General features: G+C 55.5%; 21 protein-coding genes. 9 read left to right on the forward strand and 12 right to left on the reverse strand.

The genetic code is table 11. The features are described from left to right. The first annotated feature begins 28 nt into the window (after positions 1–28). Positions 29–724, forward strand: coding sequence for an esterase (gene ypfH, locus ACCW76_RS14880; protein ID WP_436338989.1), 696 nt, complete (start codon positions 29–31; stop codon positions 722–724). 120 nt (positions 725–844) lie between these two features. On the opposite strand, the gene ACCW76_RS14885 is transcribed toward ypfH, so the two are convergent. From ACCW76_RS14885 to ACCW76_RS14895, 3 genes are read right to left on the reverse strand one after another with little or no spacing between them, the layout of a single operon-like run. Further along, positions 845–1,033: a YpfN family protein gene (locus ACCW76_RS14885; RefSeq protein WP_034825779.1), complete on the reverse strand. Its 189-nt coding sequence runs from the start codon at positions 1,031–1,033 to the stop codon at positions 845–847. Between the two features lie 25 nt (positions 1,034–1,058). Next, complete coding sequence (gene dapE, locus ACCW76_RS14890) at positions 1,059–2,186, reverse strand: succinyl-diaminopimelate desuccinylase (RefSeq protein WP_436338991.1); 1,128 nt, start codon at positions 2,184–2,186, stop codon at positions 1,059–1,061. A 1-nt stretch (position 2,187) separates the two neighbouring features. Further along, positions 2,188–2,556 carry an ArsC family reductase gene (locus tag ACCW76_RS14895; protein ID WP_436338993.1) on the reverse strand — a complete coding sequence of 123 codons (369 nt, stop codon included), beginning with the start codon at positions 2,554–2,556 and terminating at the stop codon, positions 2,188–2,190. A 404-nt stretch (positions 2,557–2,960) separates the two neighbouring features. On the opposite strand from ACCW76_RS14895, the gene ypfM reads away from it, so the two are divergent. Further along, positions 2,961–3,023, forward strand: coding sequence for a protein YpfM (gene ypfM / locus ACCW76_RS14900; protein ID WP_141399026.1), 63 nt, complete (start codon positions 2,961–2,963; stop codon positions 3,021–3,023). A 95-nt stretch (positions 3,024–3,118) separates the two neighbouring features. Here the strand turns inward: ypfM and acrD are convergent, their stop codons facing one another. The 3 genes from acrD to narQ form a co-directional block, all read right to left on the reverse strand. Further along, positions 3,119–6,235: a multidrug efflux RND transporter permease AcrD gene (gene acrD / locus ACCW76_RS14905; RefSeq protein WP_436338995.1), complete on the reverse strand. Its 3,117-nt coding sequence runs from the start codon at positions 6,233–6,235 to the stop codon at positions 3,119–3,121. Between the two features lie 195 nt (positions 6,236–6,430). Further along, positions 6,431–7,063, reverse strand: coding sequence for a response regulator (locus ACCW76_RS14910; protein WP_034825787.1), 633 nt, complete (start codon positions 7,061–7,063; stop codon positions 6,431–6,433). A 41-nt stretch (positions 7,064–7,104) separates the two neighbouring features. Beyond that, positions 7,105–8,793: a nitrate/nitrite two-component system sensor histidine kinase NarQ gene (gene narQ / locus ACCW76_RS14915; RefSeq protein ID WP_436338996.1), complete on the reverse strand. Its 1,689-nt coding sequence runs from the start codon at positions 8,791–8,793 to the stop codon at positions 7,105–7,107. A 242-nt stretch (positions 8,794–9,035) separates the two neighbouring features. Here narQ and ACCW76_RS14920 point away from each other — a divergent pair, with 242 nt between their 5' ends. The 7 genes from ACCW76_RS14920 to nudK all read left to right on the forward strand — a co-directional run bounded on the left by ACCW76_RS14920 (position 9,036) and on the right by nudK (position 15,872). Continuing rightward, the gene (locus tag ACCW76_RS14920) at positions 9,036–9,308 is read left to right on the forward strand and encodes a YdgH/BhsA/McbA-like domain containing protein (protein ID WP_045814881.1); all 273 of its coding nucleotides are present in this window, start codon (positions 9,036–9,038) and stop codon (positions 9,306–9,308) included. A gap of 277 nt (positions 9,309–9,585) precedes the next feature. Next, a complete protein-coding gene (ansP, locus tag ACCW76_RS14925) occupies positions 9,586–11,088 on the forward strand; it encodes an L-asparagine permease (protein ID WP_045831592.1) in 1,503 nt (500 codons plus the stop codon). A gap of 162 nt (positions 11,089–11,250) precedes the next feature. Then, positions 11,251–11,541 carry a chaperone NapD gene (locus tag ACCW76_RS14930; RefSeq protein WP_200538116.1) on the forward strand — a complete coding sequence of 97 codons (291 nt, stop codon included), beginning with the start codon at positions 11,251–11,253 and terminating at the stop codon, positions 11,539–11,541. Then, positions 11,538–14,024 carry a nitrate reductase catalytic subunit NapA gene (napA, locus tag ACCW76_RS14935; protein ID WP_436338998.1) on the forward strand — a complete coding sequence of 829 codons (2,487 nt, stop codon included), beginning with the start codon at positions 11,538–11,540 and terminating at the stop codon, positions 14,022–14,024. The genes ACCW76_RS14930 and napA overlap by 4 nt, the downstream gene beginning before the upstream one ends. Before the next feature lie 11 nt (positions 14,025–14,035). Beyond that, on the forward strand, positions 14,036–14,467 hold the full coding sequence (napB, locus tag ACCW76_RS14940; protein WP_045814877.1) for a nitrate reductase cytochrome c-type subunit: 432 nt from the start codon (positions 14,036–14,038) through the stop codon (positions 14,465–14,467). 8 nt (positions 14,468–14,475) lie between these two features. After that, complete coding sequence (gene napC, locus ACCW76_RS14945) at positions 14,476–15,060, forward strand: cytochrome c-type protein NapC (protein WP_436338999.1); 585 nt, start codon at positions 14,476–14,478, stop codon at positions 15,058–15,060. Positions 15,061–15,293: 233 nt separating this feature from the next. Continuing rightward, the gene (gene nudK / locus ACCW76_RS14950; RefSeq protein ID WP_038645520.1) at positions 15,294–15,872 is read left to right on the forward strand and encodes a GDP-mannose pyrophosphatase NudK; all 579 of its coding nucleotides are present in this window, start codon (positions 15,294–15,296) and stop codon (positions 15,870–15,872) included. Between the two features lie 187 nt (positions 15,873–16,059). Here the strand turns inward: nudK and ACCW76_RS14955 are convergent, their stop codons facing one another. Genes ACCW76_RS14955 through ACCW76_RS14980 form a run of 6 tightly spaced genes read right to left on the reverse strand, consistent with a single transcriptional unit; the run spans position 16,060 to position 22,154 of the window. Then, on the reverse strand, positions 16,060–17,022 hold the full coding sequence (locus ACCW76_RS14955) for a ribokinase (RefSeq protein ID WP_200681110.1): 963 nt from the start codon (positions 17,020–17,022) through the stop codon (positions 16,060–16,062). Beyond that, positions 17,022–17,915, reverse strand: coding sequence for an allose kinase (alsK, locus tag ACCW76_RS14960; RefSeq protein ID WP_038645524.1), 894 nt, complete (start codon positions 17,913–17,915; stop codon positions 17,022–17,024). Before alsK ends, ACCW76_RS14955 begins: the two co-directional genes overlap by 1 nt. Continuing rightward, positions 17,912–18,604: a D-allulose 6-phosphate 3-epimerase gene (gene alsE / locus ACCW76_RS14965; protein WP_038645526.1), complete on the reverse strand. Its 693-nt coding sequence runs from the start codon at positions 18,602–18,604 to the stop codon at positions 17,912–17,914. The genes alsK and alsE overlap by 4 nt, the downstream gene beginning before the upstream one ends. Further along, positions 18,604–19,653 (reverse strand): ABC transporter permease, encoded by a 1,050-nt coding sequence (locus ACCW76_RS14970; RefSeq protein WP_038645528.1) that lies wholly within the window; start codon positions 19,651–19,653, stop codon positions 18,604–18,606. The genes alsE and ACCW76_RS14970 overlap by 1 nt, the downstream gene beginning before the upstream one ends. Before the next feature lie 13 nt (positions 19,654–19,666). Further along, positions 19,667–20,656: an ABC transporter permease gene (locus tag ACCW76_RS14975; RefSeq protein WP_436339001.1), complete on the reverse strand. Its 990-nt coding sequence runs from the start codon at positions 20,654–20,656 to the stop codon at positions 19,667–19,669. Further along, positions 20,649–22,154 carry a sugar ABC transporter ATP-binding protein gene (locus ACCW76_RS14980; protein WP_038649967.1) on the reverse strand — a complete coding sequence of 502 codons (1,506 nt, stop codon included), beginning with the start codon at positions 22,152–22,154 and terminating at the stop codon, positions 20,649–20,651. The genes ACCW76_RS14975 and ACCW76_RS14980 overlap by 8 nt, the downstream gene beginning before the upstream one ends. Between the last annotated feature and the right edge of the window lie 2 nt (positions 22,155–22,156).

Genomic DNA, 22,156 nt, shown 5'->3' on the forward strand with positions numbered 1-22,156 from the left:
CGGCGTATAGTGATTTGAGGAGGATCTTATGGCACTACGATATGTAATTGTTCAGCAACCGATGCACGCTGCGCAGCTGTTTTTGCTCTATCACGGCGTGAATGACAATCCTGATTCGATGGCGCAAATCGGCAACTGGTTCGCGAAAGCGTTTCCGGAAGCGCAGGTGGTGGTGGTGGGTGCACCTTACCCTGGCAGCGTGCCGCAGGGCCGCCAATGGTTTGCGGATATTCCCGCGCATGACCGATCAGAACAGCAGGGCGTTAATGCGGTGATGCCGATGTTTGTCGAATCGGTGCGCCATTGGCAACAGGCATCGGGTGTTCGGCCGGAGGCCACCGCACTGGTAGGCTTCTCTCAGGGCGGCACCATGGTGCTGGAAGGCGTCAAAGCCCATGCGGATCTGGCAGGACGCGCGATTGTGTTCAGCGGCCGCTACAGCACGCTGCCGGAGCGCGTCAGCTCTCGCAATACCATCCATCTGATTCACGGCGATTATGATGATCAGATTCCGCTGGAACATGCTGAAGCCGCTATGCAGCGCTTAACGGCGCTGGGCGGTGATGTGACACTCGATGTGGTGGACGATTTGCCGCACGCGATTGACGATCGCAGCATGGAACTGGCGTTGAATCACCTGCGTTATACCATCCCGCGTCGCTACTTCGACGAGGTGCTGAGCGGCGCTAAACCGGGTGATGATGATGTGGTGATGATGATGTGATGGCGAACCAGAGTCGTTTTAACGTAACGGCGAGATTAATCGCGCATTGCTGTAGCCCATTCGCTATCCGATGCGCGGCGCATCACGCCGCTACGTTTACAGGGAGGAGATTAACCGCAATTATTTTTTCTTCGGCCAGTCGTCGTCATCATCCCATTTATCGTTAAAGTCGCGATGCGGTGGTAAATCCGGTTTATTATCCATAAACTTTTTGTGATCGATACGTTTTAAGTCTTTATAAACGTTCATTAAAATACCGACCATCAGCAGGATCACTAAGATCCACCAGTACTCTTTAAAGAATTCCATCCCATTGCTCCTTTAGCGTGCTTACTTAAGCGATCAGCTGTTCCATGATGCGCTGGTACATACGACTCAGCATCTGCAAATCTGACGCTTTCACGCACTCATTGATTTTATGAATGGTGGCATTCACCGGGCCCAGTTCCACAACCTGCGCACCCATCCGCGCGATAAAGCGTCCGTCTGAGGTGCCGCCTGTGGTCAGTAACTGTGGCTTAATTTCATTATAGTGCGCGACAGCATTTACCACGGCATCAACCAGTTTGCCGCGTGAGGTCAGGAACGGCTGACCGGAAACATTCCAATCCAGCGTGTAACGCAACTGATGGCGATCCAGCAGGGCGGCTACACGCTCTTTGATCATTTGATCGGTGAGTTCGGTGCTGAACCGGAAGTTGAACTGCACGAAAAATTCACCGGGGATCACGTTATTGCTGCCGGTGCCGGCCTGCACGTTGGCAATCTGCATGCTGGTTGGCGGGAAGAATTCGTTGCCCTGATCCCATTCGGTGGCCACCAGCTCATTCAGGGCTGGCATCGCGCGGTGCACCGGGTTATCGGCCAGATGCGGATAAGCCACGTGTCCCTGTACGCCGTGAATCGTCAGATTGGCGGTCATCGAACCGCGACGACCATTTTTCACCACGTCGCCAACGATTTCGGTACTGGAAGGCTCGCCCACCAGGCAGTAATCCATGCGCTCGTTGCGCGCCATCAAACGTTCTACCACTTTGACCGTGCCGTTAACGGCGCTGGCTTCTTCATCGGAAGTGATCAGGAAAGCCAGACGCCCTTTGTGCTGCGGATTAGCGGCGACAAATCGTTCTGCGGCCACCACCATCGCCGCCAGCGAGCCTTTCATGTCGGCAGCACCACGGCCAAACAGCATGCCATCACGAATTGAGGGCTCAAACGGCGGACTGATCCAGCGGTTGGCATCACCCGGCGGCACCACATCGGTGTGACCGGCAAACGCCAGGGTTTCGCCCTGACCACGCGTGGCCCAGAAGTTCAGCGTATCGCCGATGTGCATCTGTTCGACCGTAAAGCCAATTGCTTCCAGACGCGCCACCAACAGCGCCTGACAACCGGCATCATCCGGACTCAGTGACGGGCGACGAATAAGCTGCTGAGCCAGCTCAATGACCGGACAGAACATGTTATGACTTCTCCTGGATAAACGCGTGATAAAGGGAATCTTTGAAACCGACCAGCAAGTCACCGTTAGGGGCAGACAATACCGGACGTTTGATAATGGCAGGCTGGGCGAGCATCACTGCTTTCGCGCTGGCCGCATCGGTGACGGCTGAACGCTCCGCTTCCGGCAGGTTGCGCCAGGTGGTGCCGCGCGTGTTCAGCAGCACTTCATAGCCAAGCTGATCGATAAACGATTGCAGCAGCGCGTCATCGATGCCATCCACGCGATAATCGTGAAAACGATAGTCGGTGCCGGATTCTGCTAAATAGTTGCGTGCTTTTTTTATGGTGTCGCAATTTTTAATTCCGTACATCACCCACTGCGCTGTCATCGCCTGTTCCCATCCTGTGAAAAATAAAGCGCGAGTTTACCATAGCGCTCTGCTGGCTGTGACCTCTGCGGCGTAAGGCGCTGCGTTTTATTTGTTTTTTAATGATAATTTCAGCGTTATCAATTCTATTAATTAGGTCCAGTAAACGTTTTCATTAACGTCCTGAATAGTTCCTGGTGGCATCATCAGTCTCCTAAGAATTATCCTAATCGTAAAAATGTGCTACCCGATAACGCAGGTGATTTTTCCCTGTGGTGTTAACGGCTTGCTGAAATGTGCGTCAGTACGCATTTTCGACAAATTGAAGGTTTTTTGCGCTTTTGCCGATAGTGTTGAGTGGTGGAAACGTATTCACCTGTAGAAAAAATCGGCGTAGAATCACCACTACAATAAGAGAGGGTATGATGGTTGACACCGAATTGGGGAACTGGAAAGAATTTATTGAAGCGATGTTACGTAGTAAGTAATCGCGAAGAGAAAAGCAGGGCACTCCCAACTTGCTGTAATTCAATCCAAATAACAACGGGGCTGCGAATATCGCGGCCCCGTTTTATTTTAGGCTTTAATCGTGTGACTTCTCTTTTAACGGGAAGCGACGACGCACCAGCACAAAGAACAGCGGTACGAAGAAAATCGCTAATATCGTCGCGGAGATCATGCCGCCCATGACGCCCGTTCCGACCGCATGCTGGCTGCCGGAACCCGCCCCGCTGCTGATCGCCATCGGCAGCACGCCGAAGATAAAGGCCAGCGATGTCATCAGAATCGGGCGCAGACGCTGACGTGAAGCCTCCAGCGTCGCTTCCATCAGCTCGCGTCCTTTACTGTTGATCTCATTAGCAAATTCCACGATCAGGATGGCGTTCTTCGCCGACAAACCAATCACGGTAAGTAAGCCAACCTGGAAGTAAACGTCGTTCTCGAGTCCGCGCATCCAGGTTGCCACCAGTGCACCCACCACGCCGAGCGGCACCACCAGCATTACGGAGAATGGAATCGACCAGCTCTCATACAGCGCGGCCAGACACAGGAATACCACCAGTAGCGAAATCGCATACAGCGCAGGCGCCTGTGAACCGGAGAGACGTTCCTGATAAGAGGCTCCGGTCCACTGGAAGCCGACGCCTAACGGCAGTTGCCCCACCAGTTTCTCCATCACATCCATCGCGGTGCCACTACTGACGCCATTGGCTGCCTCGCCAACAATCTCCAGTGAAGAGTAACCATTGTAGCGTTCCAGACGCGGTGAACCGGTCTCCCAACGGCTGGTGGCGAAGGCAGAGAAGGGCACCATGGTGCCGCTGCTGTTGCGCACGTACCACTTATTGATATCACCCGGCAGCATGCGGAATTCCGCTGCGGCTTGCACATAGACCTTCTTTACACGTCCGCGATCGAGGAAGTCATTGACGTAAGTCGAACCCCATGCGGTGGTCAGCGTGTCATTGATGGTATCGAGTGAAACGCCCAGCGCCTGGGCTTTACGCTGATCGACATCAATCTGCAGCTGCGGGCTGTCATCCAGACCGTTGTGACGCACACGAGACAGGGCCGGATTGCTGTCGGCCAGCTCCAGCAATTTGTCTCGCATCGCCATCAACTGGGTATGACCGATGCCGCCGTGATCCTGCAGTTCCATATCGAAACCGGAGGAACTGCCCATGCCGGTGATGGCCGGTGGGCTGCTAGCGATCACGCGGCCTTCTTTGATCTTATGGAAGGCTTTGGTGGCACGCTCGATGATAGCGAACGAGGTACGATCGCTGCCAGGGCGCTCTTCCCAGTTTTTCAGGCGCACAAACAGGCGCGCCACGTTTTGGCCGTTACCACCAGGACCGGCGCCGATGGTTGAGAACACCGATAGCACGTTGTCTTTTTCGGCGGTCATGTAATAGTTTTCGACCTTCGCCACCACATTGGAGGTTTGCTCTAGCGTCGCGCCCGGCGGCAACTGCACCTGCGTCAGGAATACGCCACGGTCTTCCAGCGGCAGGAACGAGGTAGGCAGGCGGATAAAAAGAAACGCCATCACGCCGATGATGCCGAGATAGAGCACCAGCCAGCGCCCACCCTTCATCAAAATACGCGCGACACCGCGCTCATAGCGTTCCGCGCTGGCGTTGAAAGTACGGTTAAACCAGCCAAAGAAGCCGCGACGTCCATGATGATGGCCTTGTTCCAGTGGTTTAAGCAGCGTCGAGCACAGGGCTGGCGTCAGAATCATCGCCACCAGCACCGACAACACCATCGCCGACACGATAGTGATCGAGAACTGACGATAGATAGCGCCCACGGTGCCGCCGAAAAAGGCCATCGGTACGAATACCGCCGATAGCACCAGCGCAATGCCCACCAGCGCACCCTGGATCTGTCCCATCGATTTTCGTGTGGCGGCGCGCGGTGAAAGTCCTTCCTCACTCATGATGCGCTCAACGTTCTCCACCACCACGATGGCGTCATCTACCAGCAGGCCGATGGCGAGCACCATCGCGAACATGGTGAGCGTGTTGATACTGAACCCACAGGCATACAGCACCGTAAAGGTGCCGAGCAGCACCACCGGCACGGCAATGGTCGGAATCAGCGTGGCGCGGAAATTCTGCAGGAACAGATACATCACCAGGAATACCAGTAGAATCGCTTCCAGCAGTGTTTTCACCACGTCAGTAATTGAGGCTTTTACAAACGGCGTGGTTTCGTAGGCGATTTTGGCTTCCAGCCCGTGCGGGAAGTAGTGCGACAACTCTTCCACGCGCGCGCGCACCAGCTTATCGGTATTCATTTCGTTGGCGCCAGACGCCAGCTTAATGCCGAGACCTGACGCCGCCTGACCATTGTAGCGGCTGAGGAAGTCGTATTTTTCCGCCCCCATCGCCACGTCAGCCACATCGCCCAGCGTCACCACGGAACCGTCGCTGTTGGTTTTCAGGGTAATGGCTTTGAATTGCTCTGGCGTCTGCAACATGGACTGTGCATTGACGGTGGCATTCAGCGCTTGTTTATCCACAGACGGCAAGCCGCCAACCTGACCCACGGCCACCTGTGTGTTCTGCGATTCAATCGCCTTCACCACGTCATCGGTAGTGAGTGCATAGGCAATCAGCTTGTTGGGATCGAGCCAGATGCGCATCGCATATTGTGAACCATAGGCATCAACTTGACCCACACCATCGATGCGGCTCAGCGGATCCTGAATGTTACTGGCGACATAATCTGAAATATCCTGTTTGTCCATACTTCCGTCGGTAGAGACAAACGCAATCATCAGGATATTGCTGTCACCGGTTTTATTCACCGTGACGCCCTGAGATTGAACGGCGGCGGGTAATTTACGCAGTGCGGTTTGCAGCTGGTTTTGTACCTGCTGGCGGGCTTCATCAGGATTGGTGCCAGCGGTAAAGGTGAGGGTGATTTGCGCCTGACCCGTGTTACTGCTGTTGGAGGACATATACATCAGGTTATCGATGCCGGTCATGTTCTGTTCGATAACCTGGGTTACGGTGTTCTCCAGCGTTTCCGCAGAGGCACCGGGATAGTTGGCAGTAATACGCACGTTAGGCGGTGCGAGATCGGGATACTGCTCAATGGGCAGGGAGATGATCGCTAGTGTGCCGCAAAGACAAAGCAAAATAGCCAAAACCCAGGCAAAAATGGGGCGGTCGATAAAAAAATTCGACATGGAACCGACACTCCTCAGCTGCGTATTTTTTACTTTTATTATGTAAAACGTGAAGCGCAGTCGGCTTCACGTCGGCGGAGTGCAAGGTGCTATCCCGAAAACTCCTGCTGCTGCTTACTGTACGCGGCGCAAATTAGAGAATCGTGGATAAATTATGGAGAAAGTGTAAATGTGGTGCTGGTTTTCTGTGCGCTGCTACACATTGCGGCTCTCTAGCCACAGCACGGTGGCGGCGACGCGCGAACGGACATCCAGTTTACGCAGCAGATTGCGGATGTGCACTTTTACCGTTTCTTCGGAAATATGCAAGGTGGCGGCAATCTCTTTATTGGATAACCCACGCGCCACTTCCTGCAACACATCCAGTTCACGCTCGGTGAGTTGTTTGAAAGGATTGGCGCTCGGCTGGCGCGTTGCCAGATATTCTGCCACCACTTCACTAAACACATTCTCACCCAATGCACCGCGCATGACCTGCGCCAGCAATAATTCCGGCTCGCTGTCTTTCAGCAAATAGCCATCAGCGCCGGCATCGACCATGGCGTATATATCATTGCGCGCGTCGGAAACGGTCAGTACCAAAATGCGCGAAGCGATCCCTTCATGGCGCAGGGCTTTCAGGGTATCTAAACCCGACATGCCTTTCATGTTCAGATCGAGCAATATCACATCGGGCGACAGGCGACGTGCTTCAGCCAGCGCTTCAGTGCCGTTGTTGGCTTCGGCCACCACTTCCAGACGCGGTTCCAGTGCCAGCAGTTGGCGAATGCCACGACGCATCAGCGGATGATCGTCAACGATCATAATAGTCAGGGAAGAGGGGGCCATAAATTCTCCAGTCAAAGTCCATTCAACATAAGTGTATCGCGTTAAGCCAGCCGGTGTGCCGGTCGCGGTGGGAAACGCAGCGTAACGCGCGTTCCACGCGTCTGCGGGGTAATCAGTAAGCTGCCGGAAAGCCGGGCAGCGCGCTCCGCCATTATCGTCAGGCCGTAATGGCCTGGGGGTTCTTCCAGGCTGCGGATGCCGCAACCGTCATCTTCAATCGTCAGCAAATGGAATGCGTCTTCATCGCGCTGATAAAAAATATGGATTTGCTGCGCCTGTGCGTGACGAATGGCGTTCAGCAGGGCTTCACGTGCGATCTGCAGCACATGCACCTGCTGTTGAGCATCCAGCGTTTGCAGGCCCGATTGGTAATCGAAGGCGATAGCGGCGTGAGACTGTTCCTGCAACGGAGCGATCATTGCCTGCATCGCCTGCACTAAATCCGCCTGTTCGATGGTCAGACGGAAGGTCGTCAGTAACTCGCGCAGTTGCTGATAGGCCTCGGCCAGTGCGCGATCAAACTCGGCAATAATCGATTGTGCCTGGGGCTGGGTGTGATCGACATTGCGGCGCAGCAGTGTGAGCTGGATGCGCAGGAAAGAGAGCGACTGCGCCAGCGAATCATGCAGTTCACGCGCGATGGTGGATCGTTCTTCTATTAATAGCATCTGCTGGTACTGTTTTTGCGTCTGCCAAATCCATAACGAACGCGCCAGCATGTTGGCCAGGCTTTGCATCAGTTCATCGGCAGGAGGCGCTCGCCGCGTTTGCCAGCACAGTTCGCCGAGTGACTGATCTTCTTGTTGCAGCGGCAAACGATGCCATTCGAGACCCTCTTCCGCCACGCCGGCCTGGAAATCAATATCGTCGCTGGTGATTCTCAATAGGGTCAATGCCTCACGACGTTGAACCAGCCGCAGCAATCCCTGGAACAACTCCGGATTAAGTGGGCTGCTGGTGAGGACCTGCGAGCATTCATAAAGTAATTTCAGCGTGCGGTTGGCTTGCGTCAGATCTTCCGTTTTATTGCGCACCGCCAGCTCAAGCAGGCGATAGTGCGAATGCAGACGTTCAGCCATGTGAGTAAAAGCTTGTGCCAGTACGCCCAATTCGGTGGGCTGAGAGACTGACAACGGGGGAAAGCTGAAATTCGCCTGCTCAACGTACTGGCTGGCGGTGACCAGCGAATCCAGCGGGCGCACCACATTGCGACGGATAAAGCGGATGGTCCACAGCGCCAATGCCACAATCGCCAGGACACCAAACAGGCTGCTGGCCGCCACCAGATGCATTTTCAGTTCGGCGTAATGTTGGAGTGCCAGCACAAAGCGGTCAATCTCACTCACGTAACTGGCAACGCGTTGCTGATAGATCTGCGCGCGTTCGGGCTGCAGCGTTTGCTGTAACTGCGGCCAGCTGTCGCGCAGATAGCGATAGCGGCTGGCCACTTCCTTCGGCACCCACGGGCGTTCCAGATGCTGCAAAGCCGGTGAGCTAAGGGTGTGCTGATAGATTTGGATGTGCTGCGCCAACTGCTGCGGATCGCGCGTGGTATCCCAGGCAAGGCGATAAATTTGCATGCGCAGTGAACCGGCGACATTCACCGCTTCGGCATCACGCAAACTGCTGGAGAGCGTTAACAGCGCCAGGCCGGTGGTGAGCAGCGATAACAACACAATCGCGCTCAGGGCACGGGCTATGGTGCGGGTAACAGGACGTTTCACTATCACAATAAAACCCTTATAAGAGCGTGGGATTATAAGGCAGCGTCTGGCGGACAGCGAGCCGGAAATCGTCACATCAGGTTACTTTTAGCAGAGAAATCCACTTCTCTTTACCTTTCCCTGGATTGCATGTCGTTAGCTGGCGAATTATTGAACGGCTTTACGGCCTGCTGTGCCTGCTTTTCATTACTTCGCTGATAATTTGCTGCGTAATCACTTTTCTGAACGGAAGACAACAGGAGCAAATGATGAAGACACCGATTGCCATTCTGACTGCTGCACTGCTTGCCACCGCAAGTTTCACGGCCTTTGCCGCGCAACCTTTAAGTGCTGAGCAGGCGGAAAACCTGCAAAGCAGCGGTACCGTTTCTATCAGCGGTGTTCGCGGTTCCATTGATGATGCAACGCGTCAGCTTTCGCAGAAAGCGGAAGATAGGGGCGCCAGCCATTACCGTGTCATTGGCGTACAAAACCCAGGCGACTCCAGCCTGTGGAGCGGTACCGCAGAGATTTATCGTTAATACCCCCCGCAATACTTCCCTGTAGCCACCCCTTTACCGGCCATTCACTGGCCGGTTTTTTTGTGCACCGCGACCGATTCTTACAAATCAACTCGTGCAACCAAACGGTATTTTTTGCTTCGTTCATGCAGAACGGGTAGGATTCATCGCCGTAAATTCCCGGCTCACCGCGCGACATCGTTCCGCCGTATCGGTAGCGGGTTTTACCCCATTTCGCACCGCCGCACGCAAACGATTGGTTAGGCGATGATTGATGGTCAGGACAAACAGGAAAGCTATGAATTCAACTAAAAAAACCGCAGCCGAACAACGCGCTGCGAAAAGACGCTGGCTCAATTCCCACGATAGCGGTTACCACAAAGCAATGGGTAACCGTCAGGTACAAATGATCGCCATTGGCGGTGCCATCGGTACCGGCCTGTTCCTTGGTGCAGGCGCGCGCTTGCAGATGGCTGGTCCTGCTCTGGCACTGGTTTATCTGGTGTGCGGTATCTTCTCCTTCTTTATCCTCCGTGCGTTGGGCGAACTGGTATTACACCGCCCATCAAGCGGCAGCTTTGTTTCTTATGCACGCGAATTCCTCGGGGAAAAAGCGTCATACGTGGCAGGTTGGATGTACTTCGTTAACTGGGCGATGACCGGTATCGTGGATATCACCGCGGTTGCGCTCTACATGCACTACTGGGGCGCGTTTGGTGATGTGCCGCAGTGGGTGTTTGCTCTCGGCGCACTGGCGATTGTCGGTACCATGAACATGATCGGCGTGAAGTGGTTCGCCGAAATGGAGTTCTGGTTCGCATTGGTGAAAGTGCTGGCGATCGTGGTGTTCCTGATTGTCGGTGTGGTGTTCCTCGGCAGTGGTAAACCGCTGGACGGCAATACCACCGGCTTCCATCTGATCACGGACAACGGCGGCTTCTTCCCGCACGGCTTGCTACCCGCGTTGGTGCTGGTGCAAGGGGTAGTATTTGCCTTTGCCTCGATTGAGCTGGTGGGCACCGCGGCCGGGGAGTGTAAAGACCCGAAAACCATGCTGCCAAAAGCCATCAACAGCGTGATCTGGCGTATTGGTCTCTTCTACGTCGGTTCGGTGGTGCTGCTGGTACTGCTGCTGCCGTGGAACGCCTATCAGGCAGGGCAGAGTCCGTTTGTGACCTTCTTCTCCAAACTGGGCGTGCCTTACATTGGGAGCGTGATGAACATCGTGGTGCTGAGTGCGGCGTTGTCGAGCCTGAACTCAGGTTTGTACTCCACCGGTCGAATTCTGCGTTCCATGTCGATGGGCGGTTCTGCACCACAGTTCATGTCGAAGATGAGCAAACAGCAGGTGCCGTTCGCCGGTATCCTCGTTACCATCGCGGTGTACGTGGTCGGTGTGGTACTCAACTACTATGTGCCTTCTCAGGTGTTTGAGATCGTACTGAACGTGGCCTCACTGGGCATCATCTCTTCGTGGGGCTTTATCGTGGTGTGCCAGATGCGTCTGCGCAAAGCGATTAAAGAAGGTAAAGCGGAAGACGTCAGTTTCAAGCTGCCGTGGGCACCGTTCACCTCTTGGTTGACGCTACTGTTCCTGGTGAGCGTGCTGGTGTTGATGGCGTTTGATTATCCAAACGGTACCTACACTATTGCGTCCATCCCGCTGATTGCAGTGGTACTGGTGCTGGGCTGGTTCGGTGTGCGCAAACGCGTGCATGCGGAAGCCATGAAAGAGCACGACCATCATCATGACGATCAGGATGATGGGGCAGCTAAGCTGGCGGAAGATAGCTCGCGTTAATCGCAGCCATTCTCATCAACGGGGGCCTTTTGGCCCCCGTTTTCAATTCAATTGTCCTTCCCTTGATCCCACATCGGGATATACACCTTTCGGGTGATATAGCCCTGCAAAACCTCAGGGTATTTTACGCCTCATCTCAAGCTGGCTAAACGAGGTGAGCGCATGACGCACTCCATTCTCCCTGAAAGCAGTTGGCACGTATGCGGTCTGGTCATCCAGGCGCGATCCCACGCCATCCCGGCGGTAAAGCAGGCATTGCTGTCGCTTTCTGATTGCGAAATCGCCGCCGAAGACAGCGCACGCGGCACGCTGGCCGTGACCTTAGGTGCCGCTGACAGTCGCGCCTTGCTGAATAACATCGAAGCCACCCGCAATATCCCGCATGTATTGGCCGTTTCTCTGGTGTATCACCAGCAAGACGAAACGGAATATCGTCACAAGGAAGCATCATGAAAGTCAGTCGTCGAGAATTTATGAAGGCCAATGCGGCCGCAGCGGCGGCAGTGGCCGCAGGACTTACTATTCCCAGCGTCACCAAAGCCGTGACCGCACTGGGCGCCCCGATCCGCTGGGAAAAGGCGCCGTGTCGTTTTTGTGGCACCGGCTGTGGCGTGCTGGTGGGCACCCAGGAGGGACGCGTGGTGGCCTCACAGGGCGATCCGCAGGCGGAAGTGAACCGTGGGCTGAACTGTATCAAAGGCTATTTCCTGCCCAAGATCATGTACGGAAAAGACCGCCTGACGCAGCCGTTGCTGCGCATGACCGATGGCCACTACGACAAAGAAGGCGAGTTTACCCCGGTGAGCTGGGATGAGGCCTTCGACATCATGGAAGAGAAGTTCAAAGCGGCGCTAAAAGCCAACGGGCCTGAATCCATCGGCATGTTCGGTTCCGGTCAATGGACGGTATGGGAAGGGTATGCCGCCTCTAAATTGATGAAAGCCGGTTTCCGCACCAATAACCTCGATCCTAATGCGCGTCACTGCATGGCCTCGGCCGTGGTGGGCTTTATGCGCACTTTCGGCATGGATGAGCCGATGGGCTGCTACGATGACATCGAGGTGGCCGATGCCTTTGTGCTGTGGGGCTCGAACATGGCCGAGATGCATCCGATTCTCTGGTCACGTCTGACCGCCCGTCGCCTGAGCGATGACAACGTTAAAGTCGCCGTGCTCTCTACCTACCGTCATCGCAGTTTTGAACTGGCTGATAACGGCATGGTGTTTACGCCGCAAAGCGATTTGGCGATTCTTAACTTCATCGCCAACTACATCATTCAGAACAACAAAGTCGATAAAGCCTTCCTGCAGAATCACGTCACGCTGCGTAAAGGCGTCACGGATATTGGTTATGGATTACGCCCGAGCGATCCGCGTCAGGCCTCAGCGAAAAACCCGGATAGCGGCGAATCCACGCCGATCAGCTTCGACGAGTACGCCAAATTTGTTGCCGAATACACGGTAGAGAAAGCCAGTGAGATGAGTGGCGTAGAGCAGGATCAGCTGATTGCGCTGGCCGAACTCTATGCCGACCCGAACATCAACGTGGTCTCCTACTGGACCATGGGCTTCAATCAGCACACGCGCGGCGTGTGGGCCAATAACCTGTGCTACAACATCCATCTGCTGACCGGCAAAATCTCGCGCCCTGGCACCGGTCCCTTCTCGCTCACTGGTCAGCCTTCTGCCTGTGGCACGGCACGTGAAGTCGGTACCTTCTCGCATCGCCTGCCTGCAGACATGGTGGTGAATAACGATAAGCACCGTGCGACGGCTGAAAAACTGTGGAAGCTACCGCAGGGCACCATTCCCGCCAAAATCGGCCTGCATGCGGTCGCACAGGATCGCGCGCTGAAAGACGGCAAGCTGAATGCGTACTGGGTGATGTGTAATAACAACATGCAGGCGGGTCCGAACCTGACCCAGGAGCGCATGCCGGGCTGGCGTGATGCACGCAACTTTATCGTGGTGTCCGATCCTTATCCCACCGTCAGTGCTTTGTGTGCGGACTTAATCCTGCCGACGGCGATGTGGGTGGAGAAAGAGGGCGCTTACGGCAACGCCGAGCGTCGTACCCAGTTCTGGCATCAACAGGTGAAAGCGCCGGGCGAAGCCAAATCGGATCTGTGGCAGATGGTGAATTTCGCTAAGCGTTTCCGCGTAACCGAAGTGTGGCCGGAAGCATTGATCGCCCAACAGCCGGCGCTGCGGGATAAAACCTTGTATGACGTGCTGTACGCCAACGGCCAGGTTAATCAATTCCCGTTGACTGAAGTGGCCGACGATCGACTGAACGACGAGGCGCGCGATTTTGGCTTCTACATCCAAAAAGGCCTGTTTGAAGAGTACGCCAGCTTTGGTCGCGGACACGGTCACGATCTGGCGCCATTCGATGCCTATCATGAAGCGCGCGGATTGCGCTGGCCGGTGGTGAATGGCAAAGAGACACGCTGGCGCTATCGCGAGGGCTTTGACAGCTATGTCAAAGCGGGCGAGGGCGTACGTTTCTATGGCAAGCCAGATGGCAAAGCCACCATTTTTGCCCTGCCGTATGAGCCACCTGCTGAAGCGCCAGACGCCGAGTACGATCTGTGGTTCTGCACTGGCCGCGTGCTGGAACACTGGCACACCGGCACCATGACGCGTCGCGTGCCGGAACTGCATCGCGCCGTGCCGCAGGCGCTGCTGTATATCCACCCGCTGGATGCCAAAGATCGTGGTTTCCGCCGTGGCGAGAAGGTCCGCGTGGTGTCACGTCGGGGGGAAACCGTGGCGACTGTCGAAACGCGCGGACGTAACCAACCGCCAAAAGGGCTGGTGTTTATGCCGTTCTTTGATGCTGGAGTGCTGGCTAATAACGTCACGCTGGATGCCACCGATCCGCTATCGAAGCAGACCGATTACAAAAAATGCGCCGTTAAGCTGGTCAAAATTTAAGGCAGGATGCAATGAAACCCTTATTTACTCTTATCACCGTTGCCGCCCTGACGCTGGGCGGCGTGGTTTACGCGGGTCATGGCGTGGATCTCACGCAATCCCCGGAAGTCACGGCCACGCAGCAGGGCACGATCCATCAGCCAAAAGAGCAGAGCCGCAAACCGCTGAACTACGTGAATCAGCCGCCGGTGATCCCGCACAGCGTCGATGGCTATCAGGTGACGAAAAACGTCAACCGCTGCCTGCAGTGCCATGGCACACAAAGTTACCTGACCACCGGCGCACCGCGCGTGAGCCCAACACACTTTACCGATCGCGATGGCCTGGTGAGCAGCACGGTATCGCCACGTCGCTACTTTTGCTTGCAGTGCCACGTCCCGCAGACCGATGCCAAACCGGTGGTGGAGAACACCTTTAAACCGGCCAATGGCTTTGGGCAGTGAGGTTATTAATGAAAGAAAGATTATTACGCATCTGGCGCTGGTGGCGACGCCCCAGCCGCTTAGCACTCGGCACGCTGCTGATTTTGGGTTTTGCCGGTGGGATTATTTTCTGGGGCGGTTTTAATACCGCAATGGAGATGACCAACCGTGAGCAGTTCTGCATTGGCTGCCATGAGATGCGCAACAACGTGTATCAGGAGTACATGCAGACGGTGCATTACAACAACCGCAGCGGCGTGCGTGCTACTTGTCCGGATTGCCATGTGCCGCACGAATGGGGCCCGAAAATGCTGCGCAAATTGCAAGCCAGCAAAGAGGTGTACGCGAAGGTGTTCGGCCTGATTGATACGCCGCAAAAGTTTGAAGAGACACGTATCGAGCTGGCTCAGAACGAGTGGCGCAGAATGAAGAACAATAACTCGCAGGAGTGCCGAAACTGCCACAACTTCGAGTATATGGATTTCACCGCGCAGAAGACGGTGGCATCAAAAATGCACAGCAAAGCGGTGGAGGATGGGCAAACCTGTATTGATTGCCACAAAGGGATTGCGCACCACCTGCCGGATATGAGCGAGCAGAAGAACGGTTTTTGACGCTCCAGTCAGCCCGGTGGTCAGGACCAAACCGGACACACAGGTAATTGCCATTGATGCGGATTCGGTCAGCGACTCCGCATTAAATTGCAGGGTCGCCATGGAGGGAGACCCGTCTGTGAATGCCGGGTCTCCACAGCACCCTGTATCCGGTTCGCCAATGCATTTCAGATAGTTTTCCCCGCCGCTAGCGCCTATTATCTCAGGCTCCCTCATTAAGCGGTGGAGCGGCCATGTCGTTAAAGATCAACATCATTAAAGATAAGTTACTGTCAGATAATTACTTTATCCTGCGTAACTTCACCTACGAACTGACCCGTAGCAACGGCGAAGTCATCCGCCACAAACGCGAAGTCTATGATCGCGGCAACGGCGCCACCATCCTGCTTTATAATCGCGATAAAAACACCGTGCTGCTGATTCGTCAGTTCCGCATTGCGACTTACGTTAACGGTAATGCCAGCGGTGAATTGATTGAGACCTGCGCGGGTCTGCTGGATAACGACACGCCGGAAGATTGCATCCGCAAAGAAGCAATCGAAGAGACCGGTTATGAGGTCGGCAAGGTCGAGAAGCTGTTTGAAGCTTATATGTCGCCGGGCGGCGTGACGGAAATCGTCCATTTTTTCGCAGCAGAATACAGCGATGCAATGCGCGCTAACGCCGGTGGTGGCGTGGAAGATGAAGAGATCACCGTGCTGGAGTTGCCTTTCCCGCAAGCGCTGGCGATGGTGAAAGACGGCCGCATCCTCGATGGTAAAGCGATTATGCTGCTGCAATATGCGCAAATTGCGGGTTGGCTGAGAGCTTAAACTTTCAAAATCTCATTAAGCCACGAGTCAATAAACGGTGGCGAATAGCCAGTGGCATCAAACAGTTTTGCTCTTTTTAACAACGCGCAATCAAGTTTATGAGCAGTCTGGTGCCGCCTCAAGGCGGCTCCAGACTGCGTTATCACGATTGGTTCAACTAACATCACCGAGACGTTGTTAGCTCAAATCAAGCCATCACTTCCAACGGCTCCGGCACGCACTCCGGATGTGCCTGCATACGCGCCAGTGCTTCAGCGTAAGACGGCATAGAGTTGGCCGCACCAGAACGCTCGACACACAGCGAAGCAAACGCCGAAGCAAATAAGGCCGCCTGTGGCAGTTCATCACCAGACGCTAAACGTGCTGCCAGCGCACCGTTAAACGCATCGCCCGCGCCGGTGGTATCCAGCGGTTGCGCCGGGAACAGCGGTATGCGCAGCGGCTGCTGTTCCGCATTGGACAGCAGTGCACCCGCCATCCCCAATGTGATAATCACCTGACGCGCGCCTTTACGGTGCAGCACTTCCGCCGCTTTCTGTGCGCTGGCAAAATCCGTGACCTTCACCCCGGTAATCTGCATTGCTTCGGTGCTATTGGGCGTCAATAAATCCACCTTCGCCAGCAGCGCATCACTCACTTTCTGCCATGGCGCTGGGTTTAAAATCACAAAGGTGCCCCCCGCACGCGCATTATCGATCATGCGCTGAATGGCATTCAGGTTGTTCTCCAACTGCACCAGCAAAATATCGGCCGCCGCCACGGTGGGCTGACAGCGCGACACTTCGGCCGCCGTCACAGTGGTGTTCGCGCCCGGAAACACCGAAATCATGTTTTCTGCATCATCCCCGGCCACATAGATCAATGCGTTGCCGGTGGGCTTCTCTTTACAGGTAAACAGCGTGATCGCATCGAAACCGGTCTTTTCCAGGTGACGACGGGCAAAGGTGCCAAAATCATCGTTACCCACTTTACCGATGTAGTGCACGCGAGCCCCAGCGCGCAGCGCCGCCGTGGCCTGGTTGGCTCCTTTGCCACCCGGCCCCATCATGCTGTTGTGCGCAGTCAGTGATTCACCGGGCATTGGAAAACGGTTCATCACCGCGACGACGTCGAGGTTAAACGAGCCAAACACACACACTTTTCCTTTCATCATGCACTCCTGAACAGGCGTTCGGCGGCTAAACAGGCACCGCGACAGCCAGTGTGATCGGTGGATTGACTAAACACGATCTTCAAATTGTCACGTGTGGCCGGTGGACGCAGATGCTGCTGAATCTGACTGCGTAACTGCGCCAGCGGGAAGTCCGCCATCGCCAGCACTCCGCCACCCAGAATCAGGTATTCGGGATCGAGGATGTTCATTTCGGTGGCAATCAGCTGCGCCAGACGATAAACAAAGGCCTGCAATTCCGGATGGTCGCCATGTTGCGTAAACAGCGCCGACATATCGGTATTCGGCACGTGAGCCTTAGCCCAGTGACTCAACCAATTTCCTGAAGTCACCGTCTCCGCACAACCCCGGTTGCCGCACGGGCAGGGCAGATCGTTACCGGCGATAGGCACATGGCCCAATTCACCCGCGCCGCCGTGCTGGCCGTGATAGAAGCGGCCATTAATCCACAAGCTGTTGCCCATGCCGGTACCGGGATACAAACCTACCGCGATATCCGGCAACTGCTCCAGCTGCATTAAATCCCACATCATCAGATGGTTAACATCTTTATCCATCGCCACCGGCACGCCAAGACGTTCGGTGAGGATCGCCGCCACTGGCTGATGATCCAGCGCCTGAATAAACGGCAGCGAAATCACCTGCTGACGATCACGACTCAGTATGCCGGGCAATCCCAGCATCACGCCGCTCACCGGTTGCTGCTCAAGTGTTTCACTGATTAACTGCCCGAGTGCCGTCAATGCGTCGGGCTGCTGCGCCCAGCTGGCCGTCGGCACCTTGCGGAAGCTGGACCAGATGCGCCCCTCTTCCATCAGCTGCAGACGTGTGCCGGTGCCGCCAATGTCGATACCCAGCCAGCGTGGAATCATGCGGATACCTTCGCCAGGCCCTGAGCTTCATCAATGCTGTCACGCATCATGTCCCAGGCCGTTGCCAGATCGTCATGGATGTTAAACAGGCCCGAGGTACCGACGATCAGCACTTCTGCACCTGCACCGACCAGCGTGTTGTAAGTGCGCGTGTTGCAGGAACCATCGATCTCAATCAGATATTTGTGGCCATGCTGCTGCTTCAGGGCTTTCAGTTCCTGCACTTTGGCTACCATTTCCGGGATGAATGGCTGTCCGGCATAGCCAGGATCCACGGTCATCACGGTGATTTTATCCAGCAGATGAATATAGTGATGGATAAACGACACCGGTGTGGCCGGGTTCAGCACCACGCCGACTTTCTTGCCAAAGCTGCGAATCAGGTTGATCACGCGGAACGCATCACGGTTGATGGTTTCTGCGTGTGGGCAGATGTAGTCGGCACCCGCTTTGGCAATCACTTCAATGAAGTCGGTCGGGTGTTCCACCATCAAATGCACATCCAGCGCCACTTTGGTGTGTGGGCGAATCTGCTCAATAAAGAACGGCGACAGCGTGATGTTCTTAACGTAGTGACCGTCCATGATATCGATATGGAGGAAGTCTGCGCGGGAGTCCAGCACTTCCAGCTGGTGCTTGATCTCCATCAGATTCATACACATCAACGACGGGGAGACTTGAATACGCATTAGACTTCCTTTTTTTCGGTCAGAGGATTAAGGGCCGCAGCGAGCTTGCTCAGCTTGACGGCACGATGTTCATTAAAACGGGCTTTAAATTGTTTGAAGGCCAACACCACAATCAGCACTGCGCCCCACATCGCCAGGCTTACGTGCTGGCTGATGTTCATCAGATTGAAACCGGTTGAGAGCACTTGCAGGGCAATCAGCGCCAGTACCACACCCGTGACGCGGCCGAAGCCACCGTTCGGGTCGGTGCCGCCGAGAATAATCGCCAGTACGGTCAGCAGCAGATACGCATCGCCGTAACCCATACGCGCTGAGTTAAAGCGCGCCATCATGATCAATCCGGCTAACACGCACAGCAGGCTGGAGATGACGTACACCAGCACCACCATGCGATGCGTGTTGATGCCGCTGAACCAGGTCGCGTTGATGTTGCTGCCGCCCATGTAGATACATTTACCGGCGCGGGTTTTGCCGAGGAACAGCGCCAGAAGCGCGGCCGCAATCAGAAATACCCACAGCGGCAGCGGCATACCCAACAGCGTGTTGGAACCCAGCGCTTGCACCACCGATGGCATGCCGCTGACAGCCGCACCTTTGGTCAGCCAGATACCGATGCCGTTCAGCGTCATCATGGTCGCCAGCGTCACCAGAATGGGGTGGGCACCAATTCGCGTCACCATCACGCCAGTGATCACACCGATAAAAGCGGCAATCAGCATCGCGCCGACGATAGCGATAAACAGCCACAGCAGTTGCTGACCAGTGCCGGCATCAGCGGGCAGGGCGCTCATTAGTGTCCAGGCGATAAACAGTGCGGTCAGGTTGGCGGTGGCGATAATCGCCAGGTTCAGGCCGCCGCTGAGGATGGCGATAAACATCGCCAGCGTCAGCAAGCCCAGTTCCGGCAACTGGAATGCCATACTCATAAAGGTCGAGTCGGTCATAAAGCGGCCCGGCAGCATGAAGGTGAAGACCGCCAGAGCCAGCGCAATCAACAGCATCAGGCCGATATTGGTGCCGTCCGGACGCAGAGCAGAGAGTGATTTCATGTGAATGCTCCTGTCAGACGAAACTGACGTCAGTTTCTTTACGTTTTTTGTAGTGAGTGACGGCAATCGCCACCATGATCACGCCACCTACCACGATGTTCATGAAGTAGTTGGAAACGCCAATCAGGTTGAGGCCGTTCTTCAGGATGGCGATCAGGAACACGCCCATTAGTGTGCCGCTCACCGTGCCTTTACCGCCCATCAGGCTGGCCCCGCCGAGCACCGTGGCCGCCAGCACATCCAGCTCGCCGCCCACCAGCGCATTCGGCACCACTTCACCCATGCGATAGACCTGCACCAGCCCGCCAATCGCCGCCATCGCACCGAGCCAACCGTAAGCGAAGACATGAATCAGGCCGACGCGGATCCCGATACGACGTGCCGATTCCGCATCGCCGCCCACCGCATACAGCTGGCGGCCGAGATTGGTTTTGTTGAGCAGCAGCGCGGTCAGTCCGGCAATCACCAGCATGGTGATCAGCGGCAGGCCAATCTGGAAGCTGTTGCCTTGCCAGGTGAAAGGCAGCACGCTGCGCAGCGTGATCCACCAGTCCGGCAATGAATACAGACTTTTGCCACCGGTCACCCACATCAACAGGCCAAACAGCAGCGACTGCATACTGATGGTGATGATGATCGACACCACGCGCAGCGAGGTAATCAGCAGAGCGTTAATCACGCCAAAGACGGTGCCACAGGCAATCGCCAGTAAGATGCTCAATGCCGCGTTATCAAACTGGAACTGTACAAACAGCGAAGCAATCAGGTATTGCACCACCGACGCTACGGCGGCGAAGGAGATATCGATCCCGCCGGTCACCAGCACTACAAACAGGCCGAGGGCAAAAATACCGGTCACCGCGTAGCTTTCGGCCAGATCCAGCAGGTTCTGTACCGAGAAGAACTGATCGCTGGCTACCGAGAAGAACAGGATGAAAGCCAGCAGTACCCACGCCAGCCAGCCTTGACTGGAGTGCGGGCGTAAACGAGAAAAATCAGGCATTGATCACCTCCGCCAGCTGTTCTTGCTCAACGGTATCGGGTTGGTATTCGGCATGAACGGTGCCATCACGGAAGTGCAGAATGCGGTCGCAGTTGTACCAAACCTCTGGCACTTCATCGGAAATCAGAATGATCGACAGACCTTCTTTCGCCAGCTCGTGGATCAACTGATAGATGCTGGCTTTAGCACCGACATCCACGCCCACGGTCGGAGAGTCCAGAATCAAAATGCGCGGCTGAGTCAGTACCCACTTCGCCAGCACGATCTTTTGCTGGTTGCCGCCGGAGAGGGTGGAGATCGCCAGATTGGGATCGGCCACGCGCACACCGAGCTGTTGAATCCATTGCAGGATCAGCTTGTTTTTGCGGTACTCGTCGATGATGTGAAAACGGTTTTGCAGCTTGTCGAGGATCGGCAGCACCATGTTGTCGGCCACCGATTGTTGCTGCACCAGACCGAGAGTTAAGCGGTCTTCAGAGACATAACCGATGCCGGCTTTGATGGCATCTTCATGGCCGCGGAAACGTACTGGCTTACTGTCGAGCCAGATTTTGCCGCTGTCAGGTTTGGTCATGCCAAACAGTGACAGAGCCAGTTCGGTACGACCCGAACCGAGCAGGCCACAAAGACCCAGCACTTCGCCCTGGTACAGTTTGAAATTGACGTCGTGATATTGACCGGCACGCGTCAGATTCTCAACTTCGAGAATGGCGCGGTCGGCATTACGCGTTGGGGCTTTCAGTTGATAATCGAGTTTCAGACCGGTCATCAGTTCGGTGAGATGATGCGGCGTCATCTCTTTGGCGGGCCAGCAGCCCATTTTGCGTCCGTCGCGGATCACCGTGACGCGATCCGAAATCTCCAGCACCTCGTCCAGACGGTGGCTGACGAACACCACGCAGATGTTTTTGTCTTTCAGATAGCGCACGGTGCGCAGCAGCTGGTTCACTTCGGTGCGGGTCAGAGAAGCCGTCGGTTCGTCCATGATCACCAGACGCGCATCGGCGACCAGTGCACGGCAAATCGCGACCTGCTGACGTGCGGCAATCGACAGCGCCGAGACTTTTTCATCCAGATCGAGATCGAACTTTAGCTCTTCAATAATACGCGCTGCCGTTTCACGCAGTTTGGCTTTGCGGTGCCAGCCGAGCAGGCCGTTGAGGTTGTGCTCAAAAGCGATGTTCTCGGCTACGCTCAAATTCGGGAACAGCGACAGATCCTGATAAATCACCTGGATACCGAAATCACGCGCCTGACGGGTGGTCAGACGCGGGAAGGTCGGGCCATCACCCAGGGTGATGCGGCTGCCGCTATCCGGGGCGTGCACCCCGGAAATCACTTTGATCAAGGTGCTCTTGCCACAGCCGTTGGTGCCAGCCAGGCAGTGCACTTCGCCCGCCAGTAAGCTCAGCGAGATATCGCTCAGTGCGCGGTTGCCACCAAAAGTTTTCGACAGGTTGTCGAGCGCGATTAACGTCTGTGGGATCACCTCTTTCATCA

Origin of the sequence: Pantoea sp. C8B4, assembly GCF_051336905.1 — a bacterium.
Classification (GTDB): Bacteria; Pseudomonadota; Gammaproteobacteria; order Enterobacterales; family Enterobacteriaceae; genus Pantoea; species Pantoea rwandensis_B.

Excerpts from the sequence above, each read along its gene's own strand:
- nudK (WP_038645520.1), top strand. The coding sequence starts at position 15,294 with ATGTCGTTAAAGATCAACATCATTAAAGATAAGTTACTGTCAGATAAT.
- ACCW76_RS14885 (WP_034825779.1), bottom strand. The coding sequence starts at position 1,033 with ATGGAATTCTTTAAAGAGTACTGGTGGATCTTAGTGATCCTGCTGATG.
- ACCW76_RS14930 (WP_200538116.1), top strand. The coding sequence starts at position 11,251 with ATGACGCACTCCATTCTCCCTGAAAGCAGTTGGCACGTATGCGGTCTG.
- ansP (WP_045831592.1), top strand. The coding sequence starts at position 9,586 with ATGAATTCAACTAAAAAAACCGCAGCCGAACAACGCGCTGCGAAAAGA.
- ACCW76_RS14920 (WP_045814881.1), top strand. The coding sequence starts at position 9,036 with ATGAAGACACCGATTGCCATTCTGACTGCTGCACTGCTTGCCACCGCA.
- napB (WP_045814877.1), top strand. The coding sequence starts at position 14,036 with ATGAAACCCTTATTTACTCTTATCACCGTTGCCGCCCTGACGCTGGGC.
- ACCW76_RS14955 (WP_200681110.1), bottom strand. The coding sequence starts at position 17,022 with ATGAAAGGAAAAGTGTGTGTGTTTGGCTCGTTTAACCTCGACGTCGTC.
- acrD (WP_436338995.1), bottom strand. The coding sequence starts at position 6,235 with ATGTCGAATTTTTTTATCGACCGCCCCATTTTTGCCTGGGTTTTGGCT.
- dapE (WP_436338991.1), bottom strand. The coding sequence starts at position 2,186 with ATGTTCTGTCCGGTCATTGAGCTGGCTCAGCAGCTTATTCGTCGCCCG.
- napA (WP_436338998.1), top strand. The coding sequence starts at position 11,538 with ATGAAAGTCAGTCGTCGAGAATTTATGAAGGCCAATGCGGCCGCAGCG.
- napC (WP_436338999.1), top strand. The coding sequence starts at position 14,476 with ATGAAAGAAAGATTATTACGCATCTGGCGCTGGTGGCGACGCCCCAGC.
- ACCW76_RS14895 (WP_436338993.1), bottom strand. The coding sequence starts at position 2,556 with ATGACAGCGCAGTGGGTGATGTACGGAATTAAAAATTGCGACACCATA.
- ACCW76_RS14980 (WP_038649967.1), bottom strand. The coding sequence starts at position 22,154 with ATGAAAGAGGTGATCCCACAGACGTTAATCGCGCTCGACAACCTGTCG.
- ypfH (WP_436338989.1), top strand. The coding sequence starts at position 29 with ATGGCACTACGATATGTAATTGTTCAGCAACCGATGCACGCTGCGCAG.
- alsE (WP_038645526.1), bottom strand. The coding sequence starts at position 18,604 with ATGCGTATTCAAGTCTCCCCGTCGTTGATGTGTATGAATCTGATGGAG.
- ACCW76_RS14975 (WP_436339001.1), bottom strand. The coding sequence starts at position 20,656 with ATGCCTGATTTTTCTCGTTTACGCCCGCACTCCAGTCAAGGCTGGCTG.
- alsK (WP_038645524.1), bottom strand. The coding sequence starts at position 17,915 with ATGATTCCACGCTGGCTGGGTATCGACATTGGCGGCACCGGCACACGT.
- ACCW76_RS14970 (WP_038645528.1), bottom strand. The coding sequence starts at position 19,653 with ATGAAATCACTCTCTGCTCTGCGTCCGGACGGCACCAATATCGGCCTG.
- ACCW76_RS14910 (WP_034825787.1), bottom strand. The coding sequence starts at position 7,063 with ATGGCCCCCTCTTCCCTGACTATTATGATCGTTGACGATCATCCGCTG.